Origin of the sequence: Amygdalobacter indicium (genome assembly GCF_029101545.1) — a bacterium.
In the GTDB taxonomy this organism is placed as follows: Bacteria; Bacillota; Clostridia; order Saccharofermentanales; family Fastidiosipilaceae; genus Amygdalobacter; species Amygdalobacter indicium.
In genome coordinates, this window is the sequence record NZ_CP118866.1 from 808,594 (window position 1) to 824,253 (window position 15,660).

The 15,660-nt window shown below is 38.7% G+C and carries 13 protein-coding genes and 2 tRNA genes; 1 reads left to right on the forward strand and 14 read right to left on the reverse strand.

The window, feature by feature from the left end:
* Positions 1-51: 51 nt before the first annotated feature.
* The 6 genes from PYS60_RS03385 to PYS60_RS03410 form a co-directional block, all read right to left on the reverse strand.
* Complete coding sequence (locus PYS60_RS03385) at positions 52-327, reverse strand: HU family DNA-binding protein (RefSeq protein WP_315567697.1); 276 nt, start codon at positions 325-327, stop codon at positions 52-54.
* 111 nt (positions 328-438) lie between these two features.
* Entirely contained in the window at positions 439-1,149 is a 711-nt protein-coding gene (locus PYS60_RS03390; protein WP_315567699.1) for a hypothetical protein, read from the reverse strand.
* An 89-nt stretch (positions 1,150-1,238) separates the two neighbouring features.
* Complete coding sequence (locus PYS60_RS03395; RefSeq protein ID WP_315567701.1) at positions 1,239-2,075, reverse strand: HAD-IIB family hydrolase; 837 nt, start codon at positions 2,073-2,075, stop codon at positions 1,239-1,241.
* Entirely contained in the window at positions 2,075-3,841 is a 1,767-nt protein-coding gene (locus PYS60_RS03400) for a DUF5050 domain-containing protein (protein WP_315567703.1), read from the reverse strand. The genes PYS60_RS03395 and PYS60_RS03400 overlap by 1 nt, the downstream gene beginning before the upstream one ends.
* Positions 3,842-3,887: 46 nt before the next feature.
* Positions 3,888-6,242, reverse strand: a complete 2,355-nt coding sequence (gene ligA, locus PYS60_RS03405; RefSeq protein ID WP_315567704.1) for an NAD-dependent DNA ligase LigA — start codon at positions 6,240-6,242, stop codon at positions 3,888-3,890.
* 2 nt (positions 6,243-6,244) lie between these two features.
* Positions 6,245-6,523 carry a YdbC family protein gene (locus PYS60_RS03410; protein WP_315567706.1) on the reverse strand — a complete coding sequence of 93 codons (279 nt, stop codon included), beginning with the start codon at positions 6,521-6,523 and terminating at the stop codon, positions 6,245-6,247.
* Between the two features lie 135 nt (positions 6,524-6,658).
* On the opposite strand from PYS60_RS03410, the gene nagA reads away from it, so the two are divergent.
* Positions 6,659-7,789: an N-acetylglucosamine-6-phosphate deacetylase gene (gene nagA, locus PYS60_RS03415; RefSeq protein ID WP_315567708.1), complete on the forward strand. Its 1,131-nt coding sequence runs from the start codon at positions 6,659-6,661 to the stop codon at positions 7,787-7,789.
* A gap of 38 nt (positions 7,790-7,827) precedes the next feature.
* Here the strand turns inward: nagA and PYS60_RS03420 are convergent, their stop codons facing one another.
* From PYS60_RS03420 to PYS60_RS03455, 8 genes are all read right to left on the reverse strand, one after another.
* Positions 7,828-8,409: a DNA-3-methyladenine glycosylase I gene (locus PYS60_RS03420; RefSeq protein WP_315567712.1), complete on the reverse strand. Its 582-nt coding sequence runs from the start codon at positions 8,407-8,409 to the stop codon at positions 7,828-7,830.
* Positions 8,410-8,487: 78 nt separating this feature from the next.
* A complete protein-coding gene (locus PYS60_RS03425; RefSeq protein WP_315567717.1) occupies positions 8,488-11,190 on the reverse strand; it encodes a valine--tRNA ligase in 2,703 nt (900 codons plus the stop codon).
* A 1-nt stretch (position 11,191) separates the two neighbouring features.
* On the reverse strand, positions 11,192-11,479 hold the full coding sequence (locus PYS60_RS03430; protein ID WP_315567720.1) for a hypothetical protein: 288 nt from the start codon (positions 11,477-11,479) through the stop codon (positions 11,192-11,194).
* 58 nt (positions 11,480-11,537) lie between these two features.
* Positions 11,538-11,608: transfer RNA gene (locus PYS60_RS03435), tRNA-Gln, on the reverse strand.
* A gap of 103 nt (positions 11,609-11,711) precedes the next feature.
* Positions 11,712-12,149 carry a flavodoxin gene (locus tag PYS60_RS03440; RefSeq protein ID WP_315567722.1) on the reverse strand — a complete coding sequence of 146 codons (438 nt, stop codon included), beginning with the start codon at positions 12,147-12,149 and terminating at the stop codon, positions 11,712-11,714.
* Between the two features lie 86 nt (positions 12,150-12,235).
* A tRNA-Pro gene (locus tag PYS60_RS03445) sits at positions 12,236-12,309 on the reverse strand.
* Positions 12,310-12,364: 55 nt separating this feature from the next.
* Positions 12,365-13,075 carry a 6-phosphogluconolactonase gene (locus PYS60_RS03450; RefSeq protein WP_315567724.1) on the reverse strand — a complete coding sequence of 237 codons (711 nt, stop codon included), beginning with the start codon at positions 13,073-13,075 and terminating at the stop codon, positions 12,365-12,367.
* An 8-nt stretch (positions 13,076-13,083) separates the two neighbouring features.
* Positions 13,084-15,657 carry an endonuclease MutS2 gene (locus PYS60_RS03455; RefSeq protein WP_315567730.1) on the reverse strand — a complete coding sequence of 858 codons (2,574 nt, stop codon included), beginning with the start codon at positions 15,655-15,657 and terminating at the stop codon, positions 13,084-13,086.
* Between the last annotated feature and the right edge of the window lie 3 nt (positions 15,658-15,660).

A 15,660-nucleotide genomic window follows, 5' to 3' on the forward strand; every position in this document is an offset into this window, starting at 1 on the left:
CGGAAGTTGAATATTCCTGCCGGAAAAGTGTTCTTAGGGAACAACAGTAAATTACTTATTTACGCGATCTTTCAAATTCTTGGATACTTTAAAAGTAACAGCCTTGCTTGCAGGAATTTGAATTTCTTCACGAGTTACAGGATTATGACCTACACGTGCTTTACGCTCTTTAACTTCGAAAGTACCGAAGCCGACAATCGAAACCTTCTCACCTTGCTCTAAAGCACTGCTGAAAGCAGCCAAAACGGCCTTTAAAGCAACTTCAGAATCTTTCTTTGTAAAACCGCTGTTCTCAGCAATCATTTCAATTAAACTGTTCTTAGACATATGATTCCTCCTTAAACTTACAGTAGGTATTATTAAGACTTTTCGCATGTTTGTCAAGCACTTCAGCCATAAAATCGCCCTAAATATGTGAAAAAACTCTTATTGACATTTTTATGCCGATTTATGCGGCAGCTGTAAGCGGGCTAAAGCTTGAAAAGTTTGTAATTTGTCATCTAAGGTTCGCTTAATAGCAGCTGTTTCCGTCGGTGAAAAATCCGGTTCATGTTTGGCTAAATATTCAACTAAATCGGGCAACTGCGCCAAAGCTGTAAGATAACGACGCAAGGTTGCCAGTAAATCGGAAAGATTACCGTTAAATTCAGCCTTTCGCAAAGTATAATTTACGGCTCGATTAATCTGCTTGACGGAGCAACCGAAGTAACAGGCGGCTTGAGGATAAATTTTACGATTATAAGGTTTTAATTCACAAGCATCACAATCGGAATGTTCAGCAATAAATTTCAGAACACTGTAACCTATAAGTTGCGCATCAAAATGCCAAACACGAAATAAAAGTCGGATCAAAGTATTACGAGCCAGACAGAAATGCGGATAATCGGCTGTTTTCTGCGGATAATTGAAATTCGTTGTTTGTAAAATATGCAATATCCTGCTGCTGAGAGAAAGAGAGCCTGAATTTCGATTGGAAACACGGGCATCAATGTAATACTCAACACGATTGGAACTGTCGGTAATGGCGAGATAACCCTGTTGCTTCAGCTGGCGGCTGAGCAGATCCAGTAATTCTTTGTCATTGGCAACAACGACAAAATAAGGCGAACAATAATGATTGTTGCGCTCGGAATTGAAATAAACGGACATAAAAAACTCCTTGTGAAATTGAATTTGCTACAAACACACAAAAAGCTCTAATTAATAATAATACAAATTGCCTATTTTTCAAAATGGGATTACAAAATATATTGTCTTACTGCCCGCGCAAATCCAGCACAATTATGATTTTCCGCCAAATGATAAGATTGCAGTCTATTTCGCAGAGTTTTAACGGCATTCTTCATAAGAAAAGGATAACCGACTGTCTGCAACATTTTCAGATCATTTTCTTCGTCTCCGAATGCCGCAATTTCGTCAATACCGACATGGAACAAGTCTGCAACCTTTAATAAACCTTTAGACTTATCGGAGCCTTTAACCATAATATCAACCGCTTCTTTGGCACACTTTAAAGCTGTAAGTTCCGGATAGGAATCCACCAAAGCACCCAGCTTACTAACTTGCTCACGATCTTTAGCGTGACAATATAACTTGACAGTTCCCGGCGGACACAAGTTACTTTTATTTTTTTGCCAGTCTGTATAATTTATCATCTCAATTTGCGGTAAATCATTGGACGCAGCCAATAAATTATAATAGCGGAAACGTTCTACCGCCAGGCTGTAATCAGGATAATAAATCGAAGTCGGCGTATAGACGAAAAAATCTCTCTTTTCTGATTGAAAAAGCCGTAAAATCGCATCAACCGGCGCATCAGGCAAATATGCTTCATAAACAGGCTCTCCGGTAAACGGATAACGTATCAAAGCGCCGTTACAGGAAATAATCGGTAACTGCAAATTCAATTGCTTGGCAAAATGCCAAGTATTCAAATCTATTCTGCCCGTTGCAAAAGTAAATAAGATTCCTTCTTCGTTCAAAGACTTAACCGCTCGGACAGTATTGCTGTCCAAGCGACTTGTACGATTCAACAAGGTTCCATCCAAATCTGAAACTACCAGTTTTATTGCCATTATTTATTGCCAACCACTTTCATACGCTTACCGCCATTAATTTCCTGACGATACATTTCCCAAGCGGAATTCGGATCTTCAAGATAATAGTAAATATATTTATCCACGAAATTTATATGAGTAATCAAATCGGAAGTTAAATCCAAATAGTCATTACCGTCACCGCGCATGCGAGCAAGATTCAGTTTTTCAAAAAGCAACATATCCTTGCTCTGAGAAGAACCGGGAATAACATTCAATTGACTGCACTGACTCTTGTTGAAAACCGTCTTAGTCTTGTTATCTGCCAAACTGTAGCACTCAATATGAGAACTCTTGTCCATATTGATGTAATAGATACGATCTTGCGCCATATTAACATAGCTTACACGATTATTAACCAGTATTTTATCCTGTTTCTGCGAAATATCATATAAATGCAACTTATGGTCTTTATCATGGGCATAGACGACTTTATCGTGATTCAAAGCATATTCCGTCACAGCATCATTGACCACAGTTTCAACTTCCACCTCACCCATATCTATGGATGAAACTGCAATACGTTTCAACTTTTTGCCGTCTTTATGATCAATGAAGTATAAATATCCTTTTTCCAAAAGTAAATGACTCGCTTCCGTATCATAAATCATTTGGAGATTTTGACCTTCAAGATCAACGCGTTTAATAGGACCGACTTCCTGCCATTTATCCTGTTTACCGCTGGCATTGGCTTTCGGCAAACGATTAACGAAATAGATATTGTCGGCAGTTACATTCAAGTAATTCACAGCCGTCTGCAATAAAACTGTTTTATTCGCGAAATCATCGTCTGTCTTCGTTAAATAAAAATTACTGAAATCCGGGAAATACAAAGTGTTTTTATATTTGGCGATAATACCGCTGTTCAATATATTACCCTGAGTGTTACCGACAGAGTCATTGTCACTCGTTACAATATTCAGCTCCTTCGCCAATTCTTTCAGTTTTTCCAAAGAAGTTGTGTCATTTTGGCTCTTGAAGAACTTTTGCAGACGTAAGAAGTTGGATTTATTAAGCGTTTTCTTATCCAAATAGCTTTGATAGATTTCACCTAATAAAGTTGTCGCTTTTTGCGATAAAAGACTCTCTTCCAAATTCAGCATATATTGATTGTCTTTCAGATACAAATCTTTGTTTTTGTGGAACAATTCAGTTGCCAACTGAGCCTCTCCCGCTTTAGCAGCGGTTAACAAATAATATTTGTTAAGATTTTCATCAAATTCAAACATATTCTCCAACAACTTGAACATTTTCAAAGCTGCCGGATTATTATTATTTTCCGTATCATGTTTGATCAATTTTAATGCCAACTGCGGATCTAAAGGTACAACAGCCTGTTCCGCAAAAATACTGTCAGCCTGAGTATAGTCATCTTTGTTCAAAGCAACCGTTAAGTTAATTTGCGCCAACTCATTTGCATAGAGAGCTTTTTGTTTAGTCGTTAAATTAAGATTATGAAACTCGGCTAAAGTATCGGCTAAATGTTCATTTTTGGTAATTGCTTCAATTTTTGCCAGTAAAAGCAGATTTTCCGGTTTCTTCTTTTCAGCATCCGATAACTTGTCAAGGCAATCCAAGGCACCTTGATAGTCAGCCTGTTTATAAGCGGACTGAGCTTTGGCAATCAGAGACTGAGCTTTTTGCTGTTTGCTGTAAAAAAGTGCGCATATAACGGCTATTAATACAATGTTTGCGACAATCAGTCCCGATATCAGCACAATTAATTTTCGATTTTTGCGTTTCATATTCTATTGCTCTTTCCTAAATTTACTTGCAAGCTATAATTATAAATTATTTGCGGAATTTTTGCCAAAATTCTGCTTCAGTCAAGCAAGGTATTTGCATTTTTGCAGCTTTTTGCTGTTTGCTGCCGGCCTCTTCTCCTATTATTAGATAATTTGTTTGCTTCGTCAAAGAATTTTGTATAACAGATCCGAAATACTGTAAAAGCAATGCCAGTTCACTGCGCTTATTATGCCTGAATGTTCCGGTAAAAACAATTTTTTTCCCGTTCCAGAAATTTTCTTCCGGCTTAATTTGCAATCTGTCATTCTGATCCAGATAATCTCGATCCTTTAACCAAGGATACCAAAAATCGGCAGGTGAAACGGAATTACTTTGTTGATCACTCCAGGGACGCGTAAGAATATCCCACTCCAACGTAGAAAAGTCCTGTAAAAGTTTATGAAAATTATCGGATTGAAAAATAGTCAGCAAATTACCGGCTATCTTTTCCCCGATATCCGGAACTGCCAGCAAATCCGCAGAAGAAGCATTAAATAAAGCTTGCAGATTGGGAAAATAATGCTGTAATTTCGTTGACATTGTTACGCCTAATTCCGGCAAGCCCAAGGCTATCAAAAATTTTGTCGGTGAATTGCTTTTGCTACGGGAAATCGCCTGTAATATTTCATCGAATTTCGGAATAACAAGAGTTTTTTCACCTTTGGCATTGTAAACAGTATTTACGGCAAAGCCTCTAATATCAGCTACCTCGGCATAATAACGTTGCAAGCGATAAATATCGGGTAAAGTGTGTAAAAAACCGGCAGATATGAACTGTTCCAAAGTTTTCTCGCCTAAATTAGTTATATTCATAGCTTCTTTCCCGGTAAAATAGGCGAATCGTAACAAAATTTGTTTGGGACAGGAAACATTCAAACAATATGAGTCCTGATCCGCTACCAACAATTCACTCTGACATACAGGGCATCTATCAGGTCTGACATACGCTCTAGCTTCAGGCGGACGGGAACTTAGATCCGGTCCGGTAATTTCAGGGATAATATCACCGGCCTTATGCACGAACACTTCATCGCCGATCCGTAAATCCAGCTTTTGCGGATAAGAAAAGTTGTGCAAACTGGCCTTACGGACAGTTGAACCTTGAATATATACCGGCGCTAAAATCGCCAAAGGAGTCAATTTACCGCTGCGACCGACTTGAACGGCAATATCCAGCAACTTGGTTTTCACCTGCTCCGGCGGAAATTTATAAGCAAAAGCCCAACGCGGAGTTTTACTTGTCGACCCCAACAACAGTCGATAAGACAATTTATCCAGTTTAATAACTGCACCGTCAATACCATAAGGCAAACTGTCACGCTTCTGCATGATTGCCGAACAGGCGGCATAAATATCCTCATTCCGACTATATAATCTGCTCTCGTAAACAACAGGCAATCCTAAACTTTGCAAATAACTCAATGATTCTTGATGACTGTCAATACTTGCCGGTACAGGGCGTTGCAAATTAAAAGCAAAAATAGCTAAATTTCGTTGCCGGGTAACTTGCGGATCTTTTTGTTTTAATGAGCCGACACAGGCGTTTCTGGCATTGGCAAACAATTTACTTTCCGCAGTTTCACTGTCACCGCCGTTTTGCAGTACTTTCTCATAGAGAGAATTATTTAATTCCTGAAAAGATTTCTTAGGCATATAAACTTCGCCGCGAAATTCTAAAATAGGCCAATCCGACGGGACAACAGCAGGCAAATTTTTAATCATTAAAGCATTGGCGGTAACATTATCACCTATCAGACCGTTACCACGAGTTAAAGCACGCGTAAGTTGACCGTGTTCATACAAAACAGCCAATGATAATCCGTCAATTTTTTCTTCAACCGTAAACTTCAGTTCCGCCGCTTCTTCCTTTTTTACACCCAAATTAACCAATTCGTTACGCATGTTGTCCAAGGCGGCAAATAACTCTTCTTTACTGAAAAGGTCTTTCAGCGATTCCATTTTAACTTGATGAGCTTCTTTGGTAAAATTTGATTTTTTTACTTTAGTATGATTCGGCTGCTTTGATTTATCGGTTTGAGTAAAAAAACTCAGTTGATCACCCGAGCCGACAGTTTCCGTTAATTTACTGTATTGCTTCAATTCCGGATATATTTCACTTAAAGTTTCAAGTAAACGGTAAGCAAAATCATAATCCCAATCAGGTAAAGAAGAATTTCCTTCTTCATAGTAAGCAACAGCATACTTTTGCATAACAGCAGCTAAATCACGATAAAAATAAGTTGTAGCTGCTTTATCTGAAAATACGGTCTGAATTAAGTCACTGCTCGGTACCTGTTTTTGGCGATATAAATTCGCAATCAAAGGATAGGCTGCAAAATAAGAGTTGAGATTAGATTCCATATTTACTCGTCAATCTCATAAGGATCCAATTCATTCAGGACTTCTTTTAATACTGCCAGTTCTTCCGAATTTAAGGTAATACCTTTAGTCATTCTGGTATGGTCGGCATTCCAACTTCTTAAATCATATTTAGGTTTGGCGTCATTCCAGGAAATAACATTCAATTCCAAATGCCAATTACCGTTTTTACTATCCGAAATAACATCAATATTTTTCTTAATTTCAAATTTCAATTCTTTAGCCGGTGCTTTAGCAGCGGTGTTTTCCGATTTCTTAGGCATACTACAACCTCTTCTAAAATATATTCTCAAGCATTATAGCCCAAATTTGCTTAGTTGACAAAAGAATTATCAATTTAGCCAATTTTCAAGTTTAATACTATAATACAGATGTACATATTACACAAGGAGAACGTTATGCTCTTTAAGAATTTTACGATTTTGGATGAAAATTTCAATTTGGTGGCCAAAGATTTAATTGTGGAAAATGGCATAATTACCCAAATAGCTTTGCCGAATTTATTGAATAACAGCGAAAATAATGCTATCAACGATTTTGTCGACGGTACCGGTCTTTATCTTTTACCGGGACTGTTGGATGAGCATATTCACGGCGCTGTTAATTATGATACGATGGATGCCAGTAATGAAGGTTTGGATAAAATCAGTCGTTTCCTGGCCGGCCACGGTATTACTTCATTTTTAGCTACAACTATGTCCATGCCCGTTACTGCACTCAATAAAGTATTTGATTTGGAGACAAATTTGAGCGGTGCGAAATTATTAGGTTATCATATGGAAGGTCCATTCATTAACATGAACAAAAAGGGAGCTCAAAATCCTGCCTATATCAGGAATGCCACTTATGAGGAATATAAAAATTATCATCATCGTGAAAAAATAAAATTAATCTCTTTAGCACCGGAAACTGAAGGTGCACTTAAATTTATCCGTCAGGCCGGCGAAGAAGTTGTCTGTCAGTTAGGACATACTTTAGCTGATGATACAACTGCTAATTTAGCTTTTAATTACGGAGCTAAAGGCTTGTGTCATTTGTTCAACGCTATGCCGGAGTTAATGCATAGAGCGCCCGGTACAGTCGGAGCCGGCTGCCTTAATCATACTTATGCAGAAATTATTGCCGACGGTGTTCATAATAGTCCGGCTACCGTTTATGCCGCTTATAAGATGTTCGGCGCTGATCATTTGATTTTGGTTTCAGACGCTATGAGAGCCGCCGGTTTACAGGACGGAGAATACGATTTAGGCGGTCAAACTGTCACAGTCAGTAAAGGTGTAGCCAGAATCGCCAACGGCGCGATCGCCGGCGGTATTTCCAATATTTGGGATAATGTCAAAAGAATCACTTCCTATGGTATACCGTTGCAGGATGCTGTCAGAATGGCGTCTTTGACTCCGGCAACATATTTAGGATTTGACAATCAAATCGGTAGCCTGAAAAAATCCAAGCGCGCGGATTTCTTTGCAGTAACCCACGATTTGGAAATTAAGCGAGTTTGGATTGACGGTAAAGAGTTCGATTTCTAAGTAATCCGATATAATTGGGTAAAAATTGCAAAAGGATGTCAATTATAATAATCGGCATCCTTTTTGTTGCCTACATATGCTAAAAAGCAATTTTCTTCATGGGCATAAATTATTCCTATAGCTTGCAAATAGGCATATATCATTTTGCTTCCAATAAATTTCATACCTCGTTTTTGCAAATCGCCGGCTATATCATCTGATAATTTGTTGCTTATTTTCCCTTGTTCATAAATAATTTTTCCCTGCGTAAAACAATTAAGATAAGCGGCAAAACTACCGTACTCTTTCTGAATTTCGGCAAAAACACCGGTATTATTAATTGCAGCTTTAATTTTGGCTTTATTTCTGATAATAGAACTATCGCCAAAAAGCTGTTCAATTTTGTTTTCGGTAAAATTGATAATAGAAAACTCGTTGTAGTCGGCAAAAGCACTTTTGAATGCCGCTCGTTTATTGAGAACACATTCAAAGGACAAACCGCCTTGAAATAATTCTAAAATCAACATTTCCAACAATTTCTTTTCTTCTTTTACTGCTCTTCCCCACTCATTGTCATGATAATAAATATATGCTTCGTTATTAGCATTAACCCAACTGCATCTTGGTTTATCAACTGCCAAATTTTTCTCCTCTTTTATTAAAATAAAGCCCTATTATTAAAATAGGGCCATAAATTTTGATCTCTTTTCTGAATCAATTTAACCTAATTCGACTATTCGGGCATTAACTGCTGTTAATTTTTGACAAACAACAGTCAATTTAGCGCGTTCGTTCTCTACTACCTTTGCCGGAGCTTTGTTAACAAACTCACTGTTGGCCAACTTATTTTCCAGACGCTGCTTTTCCTTTTCCAGCTGCTCCCGTTCGGTCGCCAAGCGTTGTTTCTCTTCCTCCAGATCAATTAATTCACTTAAAGGAATATAAATATGAGTTTGCGGTAAGACTATAGTAACTGCCAACTTCGGTGCCTGACTTTGTGAACTTAAGAATTCAATAGAACTGACGCCGCATAATCTTTCAAAATAAGGCACGGCTGCGTGCAATAATTGAGAAATATGTTCATTATCGGTATAAGCGGAAACCTTGAAACGTAAGGAAGGTTTCAACTTCTTCTCAGCTCTGAGATTACGAATTTCACGAATGCCCTGAATCAGCATATTCATATCGGCAACTGCCGTTTCAGCATTCAATGTTTCAATTGCTTGCGGCCAGGATTCCAACATAATGGTTTCGCCGTGGTTAGGTAAATATTGATAAATTTCCTCAGTCACGAAAGGCATAAACGGATGTAAAAGACGAACAACTGATTCTAAAACATAACGTAAACACTGCAAAGCTGTCTGATGACTGCTGTCGGCAGTATCAAACAAACGTGATTTCACAATTTCAACATACCAATCACAATACTCATTCCAGAAGAAAGAATAAATATTATCCAACGCCGTCCCGATTTCATAATTGCAGAAATTATTGTTGACATTATCTATTAAACTGTTAACACGTTGTAAGATCCAACGATCTTCTAACTTCAAAGCCGGAGAAGCAAGCAAATTTTGCAAATCCGCTTGTGTCGGATAAGTAGAAGCAGCATCCAGATGGCCTAAAATAAATCTGAGAGCATTCCACAGTTTGTTGATAAAAGCACGTGCCGTTTCCAATTTTTCTTTGGAATAACGCTGATCATTACCTGACGCTGTCCCGGAAACGATAGCATAACGTAAAGCGTCGGCTCCGTACTCATCAATTATCTTCAAAGGATCAACACCGTTATTCAAAGATTTACTCATCTTGATACCGTTGGCGTCACGCATCAATCCGTGTAACAGCACATGATGGAACGGTGCTTTACCCGTTAATTCCAAGCTTTGGAAAATCATTCTGGCAACCCAGAAGAAAATAATATCATAGCCGGTAACCAAAATATCCGTCGGATAGAAGTAAGAAAATTCTTCTTTACTGCCGGGTGCACTGAAGTTGGGCCAACCGAAAACACCGAAGGGCCACAAAGCGGAGCTGAACCAAGTATCCAGAGTATCATTATCGCGGAGCAAATTTTTACTTTGACACTTGGAACAAGTTGTCGGCACGGTCAAAGAAACATTAATTTCCCCGCAATCCTGACAATACCACGCAGGTATCCTGTGCCCCCACCATAATTGTCTGGAAATGCACCAATCCCGAATATTGTTCATCCAGTTATCATAAATTCCCTTAAAACGTGACGGTACAAAAGTGACATCTCCGTCTGCTGCCGCTTTTAAAGCTTTATCCGCCAAATCCTTCATTTTAACAAACCATTGTTCGGACAAGCGCGGTTCAATAGTTTTATGACAACGATAACAACTTCCTACATTATGTTTATAAGCTTCAATTTTGACTAAATTACCGCTTTTCTCCAAATCATCTACAATTCGGCGCCGAGCTTCGTCCCGATTCAAACCGGCGTAAATACCGCCGTTGCTATTTATGTTAGCTGAATCATCCATAATATTGATAACAGGCAAATTATGACGCAGACCCACTTCATAATCGTTCGGATCATGCGCCGGCGTGATTTTAACACAACCTGTACCGAATTCCTGTTCTACATAGTCGTCGGCAACTATCGGAATCCAACGATTGAGTAACGGTAAGCGACAACGCTTATTAACCAAATCGGAAAAACGGGCATCGGCAGGATTAACGGCAACAGCTGTATCACCTAATATAGTTTCCGGTCTGGTTGTCGCAACTGTAATATAACGCCCCGGCTCATTTTCGATTTCGTAGCGAATATACCATAAATTACCTTCCTGTTCGGAAAAATTAACTTCAGCATCGGAGATAGATGTACGACAATTAGGACACCAGTTAATAATCCGCTTGCCACGATAAATATAACCTTTTTCGTAATATTTAACGAAAACAGCTAAAACAGCTTGAGAAAAGCCCTCATCCATCGTAAAACGGCAACGATCCCAATCGCAGGAGCTGCCTAAATAGCGTAATTGCTCTATAATTCTGCCGGCATATTTTTCTTTCCAGGCATAAGCACGCTTCATATAAGCATCATAACCGATATCCTGTTTAGTCAAACCTTCACTGCGCAATTGCTCAACTATTTTAGCTTCCGTCGCAATTGCTGCATGGTCAACACCCGGAATCCACAGAGCCTCTTCTCCCAACATCCGATGATAACGAATAAAAGCATCCTGGAAGGTATTATCCAAAGCATGACCGATATGTAACTGTGAAGTTATATTAGGCGGCGGCATTACAATCGTAAACGATTTTTTCGCAGGATTAACATGTGCCTTAAAATAGCCGTTCTGTTCCCATCTTTGATAAATTTCACGTTCTCTTTCCTTCGGCTCGAAATGTTTCGGCATTTCCTCAAAGTTCGGCATTTTCAACTCTCCCATCTTAAATTTGATACACATAGTGCAAAATTAAAAAGAAAATCCAACTGACAGCACCGGTTGCAGCTGCAAAAAGTAACAAATTTCTCTTTAATTTCAAATCCAATATCAATTTCTCGTAATATTCTTTTTTTTCAGCATCCAAAGCGGCCAAGCGTTGGCTTTCCCGACTGTTCAACTTAAACTGCAAGTGAAAATGCTTACGTATATACCCTGCAAAATAAACACATAACATGGAAATCAAGCATATAGCTAATAAAATGTATGCCAAAACTTTTAAAATGATAACCATATTTACCTCTTTCTTATAATAAAAAAAGGTTCAACTTGCGGTTGAACCTCTTTGTACACTGCCGAAGAAGGATTCGAACCCTCACATACTGCTCCAGAGGCAGCTGTGCTACCTTTACACCATTCGGCAATCGACACAAAAGATATTATCTTTTATTCGACTGTTTGTCAAGTGTTTTAACTAAAATTGTCAAAAAATTTCAGTAAATCCTTGCCGCACAAAAATATGATGCTTACGCTACCGCTTGCGCGAAACGTTTTCCCAAATCACGGCATTTAGCCAAATCCTCTTCTTCAGGATCATCAAAAGCAATTAAACCGTGACCGTCAAAAAGATCAACGTTGTTATCCAGACATGTCTGAGACCATGTATCCATCCATTCCCCTTCCGCCCAGGAGTAGGAACCGAAAAGAGCAACTTTTTTACCTGCCAGGCTCGGCAACAGTTCTTCAAAGAAAGGAGCAAATTCGCTCTCTTCCAATTCTTCATTTCCCATTGCCGGGCAACCGAGAATAATATACGGCAAATCTTTGCATTCATCAGCTGTCGTATCAGCTACATTAACTACTTCAGCAACGGAACCTGCAGATTCAATACCTTCAGCTATAGCCTCAGCCATAGTTTCAGTATTACCGGTACCTGTCCAAAACACGATTTTTATATTAGCCATTTTAATAAACCTCCGATATTAAAGCGATATTCCAAAGTCTTATAAACTTAATGCAAAAATAGCGCCAACACAAAGCCGGCGCTAAATCGGAGTGACAAGACTTGAACTTGCGACCTCGTGCACCCCAAGCACGCACTCTAGCCACCTGAGCTACACCCCGTACTGCATAATTTTACTAAAAAAAACTGCTTTTGACAATCCTCATATTAAATAAATTAAATCAAGGCAGCAGCAGCTTCATCCAACAAAAGTATAACGCAGGAATGCAATTGTAAAAATGACGCCGGACAGGAAGGATCAATTTGTCCGCGTACCAAGTTGGCAACGGCCGGAGCTTTATCTTTGCCGTAAGCAGGCAAAATAATCATATGCGCACGCATCAAAGTTCCCATACCCATTGTCAGACCAGGTATTTGTTCTATAGCCGGATTAATTGTCGGTTGAATACTCGAATTGCGCAAAGCCTTAGTAAAATGACAATCGTTCAGTATATACGGTGCCGGCTGATTTAACAGTATGCTTCCATCATCAGCAACAGTAATAATTGCCAAATCAAGCGAACCTGATTCCTGTATTTTTTGTTCATAATCAGCTGCTGCACGAATAAAATCGTTTTCCCGGTAAGCAAAATTATAAAAATTTTCCTGCGGACAATCAGTTTGTCTTAAAAAGTCGGCCTGCAATAATTCTCCTTGCGATTTTTCCGGCTCTATTTGACAATACTCAACGGCATTGAAAAATTTCGTGTCATGCAAAGCCAACGAACCGGCTTTATATAAAGCTAATAATTTTTGATAAGTTGACTGTAAATCTTCAGCTTTTTCCAAGGCTATCAAGGCATCTGGTTTGGCTAAAACCTGTGCACAAACCATCATTGCAGCAGCCAAAGAAGCGGCATCTTCATTATTAAAAACATGAACTTTCATTATTTACCTCATTTTAACGTCAATATACTGACACCCGTATCTCCTTCACCGAATTCACCCAAGCGACAGGCTTTAATTCTTTTGTCATTACGAGCAAAATTTTCCACCATTTTTCTTAATATTCCGGAACCTTTACCGTGTACAATCCGGACACTGTCCACACCGCTCAAAACGGCCTGATCAATATACTGCGACAGTAATATTTCAGCATCGTTGTAACGCTGCCCGATGATATTCAGTTCCGACGGTAAACTTCGAGCTGTTTGAGATATTAATTTATGGTAACTCTTTTCTTTATTTTTTGCTTTAATTGCATATTTACTCTTTAAGTCTTTATCAGCAGAAGAATCTTCATCCGCATAATCCGAATTGCTTAATAATATCAAACCGACAACAGGTACTTTTATCTGTAAATTTTTATTTTTCAGAACAACTTCTTGTTTACTAAAATCAACACTGACAGCCTGTCCCTGCAGATGCAACTTAGGTGCTTTATAGTAAGCATTCAGAACAATATCGGCAGCGTTATTTATCACCTTATTCGTATCTGAAGCTGAAAACAGTTCATTAATTGTCTGCTGATGGATTTCACCTTGTAAATTATGTAATTCGGTTTTAACTTCTTTCCGCAACAATGTACCCAATTCCAAATTGTCGGGTAAAGAAGACACATTTTTATTTTGACTTTTATATTTAACGGCAAAATCTTTCAATTCTGCCAATAAACTGTCAACTTCAGCTAATTTCTGTTTGTATTCTCTTTGATTTTCCTGTAACAAAGTTGATTTCAACTTTTCCCGTTCTGTCTGAATCTTTTCCTTTTCTCTTTGTGCCTGCAACTTATATATTTCGGCATCACGTAGTTTATCATGCAATTCTGCTTGCAACTTTTTAACTTGACCGTTTTCTTTTTCAACATTGCTCAAAGCTTCAGCAAAATTCACATCCGCAGTAGAAAGATATTTTTTAGCTGAATTAATTATTTCAGGGGCCAAACCTAAATTGCGCGCAATCGTAAAAGCATTGGAAACACCTGCCGCTCCCAAAAGCAGACGATATGTCGGCTGCATGGTCTGTGAATCGAATTCACAAGCGGCATTCAGAACATGTTCAGTATTCAAAGCATAAATTTTTAATTCCCGATAATGAGTGGAAGCAAAAGTCATAGCTTGTTTTTGCAGAAAGCTCTCCAAAATTGCCCGTGCTAAAGCGGCGCCTTCCGAAGGATCAGTCCCGGAGCCCAATTCATCCAGCAAAACTAAGCTGTCGCTGTCCGCTTTATGTAAAATCGTAATAATATTGCGCATATGAGCTGAAAATGTCGATAAGTTCAATTTAACCGACTGCTCATCACCGATATCGACAAATATATGCTGATAAAAAGGAAAAGTAGAACCGCTGTTAACCGGAACTGCTAGACCGCTTTGGGCCATAACCTGCAACAAGGCTATAGTTTTCAAACATACGGTTTTACCTCCGGTATTAGGACCTGTAATTAACAATTGTCTGATATCTGCACTTAAAGTCAGATCCAAAGGTACAACCTTGGTTTTATCCAATAAAGGATGACGCGCTTTAAGCAAATGTAAATCAGCCTGCGGCAAAAAATTGATTGTTTCCGCCTGCATTGTTTTGGCCAGCTTCCCCTTAGCAAAGGAAAAATCAAGCAATTTTATCATGTTCAGAGATAACTTGAGTTCGGGAATTAAAGATTTAACTTGTAAACTCAAATTCAACAATATTCTTTGAACTTCTTTAGCTTCCGCCAATTGCAATTCCCTTATTGTATTGTTAAGTTCAACAACAGCCATAGGCTCAATAAATAAAGTCTGCTCACTGGCTGAACTGTCATGAACCAGACCGGGAACTTGCTGTTTATAAGAAGCTTTTACCGGTACAACGAAGCGATTGTTACGTTGCGTTATGACGTTATCCTGTAAAGCGATGTTGTTACTTTTGATTATTTTTTCTAAAGTTAATCTGACTTTATTTTGCTGTTCCTGAATTTTTTGCCTTAAATTCGCCAATTCTTTACTGGCATTATCCTGTAAATTATCTTCATCCAGAATACAACGATCCAATTCTTTCAGCAAAATCGGCATTTGCGGTAAAGTAGCCAACAACAAAGTTAAAGCGTTCAGCGTACTTGGCAAATTTAAAAATTCGGCACATTGCAAAACATTCTTCGCATCCCTGAAGTAATCGGCAAATTGCGGAATCAAAGGATTAAGGGACAAATCTTCAGCTAAAGCCGGTTGAATATAATCCTGTAATCGGTGTAATGCGCGCAAAAAAACCGCTACCTGTAATAATTCCGCACAACTGAGTGCGGCATCCAAAGAAACGCGCTTGAGATAAGGTTCCAGATTGGAAAGACCATATAAGGGTGCCTCGCCCCATTTATTAATCAGAGACAAGGCATCACCTGTTAAACGTTGAGCAAAATTCGCTTTTTCTCTTTCTCCCAGAGGACGAATTTGTAAGGCAAATCGCCTGTTATCAGGATAATGACAAAATTCAGCGAGATCGGCCAATATTTTGGGAAATTCCAATATTTCCAAAGCATGTTCACTAATAACCACGAT

What these genes read in the sequence shown, in the direction of transcription:
- PYS60_RS03430 (WP_315567720.1), bottom strand. Translation starts at nt 11,479, where the DNA reads ATGGTTATCATTTTAAAAGTTTTGGCATACATTTTATTAGCTATATGC.
- PYS60_RS03440 (WP_315567722.1), bottom strand. Translation starts at nt 12,149, where the DNA reads ATGGCTAATATAAAAATCGTGTTTTGGACAGGTACCGGTAATACTGAA.
- PYS60_RS03385 (WP_315567697.1), bottom strand. Translation starts at nt 327, where the DNA reads ATGTCTAAGAACAGTTTAATTGAAATGATTGCTGAGAACAGCGGTTTT.
- ligA (WP_315567704.1), bottom strand. Translation starts at nt 6,242, where the DNA reads ATGGAATCTAATCTCAACTCTTATTTTGCAGCCTATCCTTTGATTGCG.
- PYS60_RS03425 (WP_315567717.1), bottom strand. Translation starts at nt 11,190, where the DNA reads ATGGGAGAGTTGAAAATGCCGAACTTTGAGGAAATGCCGAAACATTTC.
- PYS60_RS03390 (WP_315567699.1), bottom strand. Translation starts at nt 1,149, where the DNA reads ATGTCCGTTTATTTCAATTCCGAGCGCAACAATCATTATTGTTCGCCT.
- PYS60_RS03450 (WP_315567724.1), bottom strand. Translation starts at nt 13,075, where the DNA reads ATGAAAGTTCATGTTTTTAATAATGAAGATGCCGCTTCTTTGGCTGCT.
- PYS60_RS03410 (WP_315567706.1), bottom strand. Translation starts at nt 6,523, where the DNA reads ATGCCTAAGAAATCGGAAAACACCGCTGCTAAAGCACCGGCTAAAGAA.
- PYS60_RS03400 (WP_315567703.1), bottom strand. Translation starts at nt 3,841, where the DNA reads ATGAAACGCAAAAATCGAAAATTAATTGTGCTGATATCGGGACTGATT.
- nagA (WP_315567708.1), top strand. Translation starts at nt 6,659, where the DNA reads ATGCTCTTTAAGAATTTTACGATTTTGGATGAAAATTTCAATTTGGTG.
- PYS60_RS03395 (WP_315567701.1), bottom strand. Translation starts at nt 2,075, where the DNA reads ATGGCAATAAAACTGGTAGTTTCAGATTTGGATGGAACCTTGTTGAAT.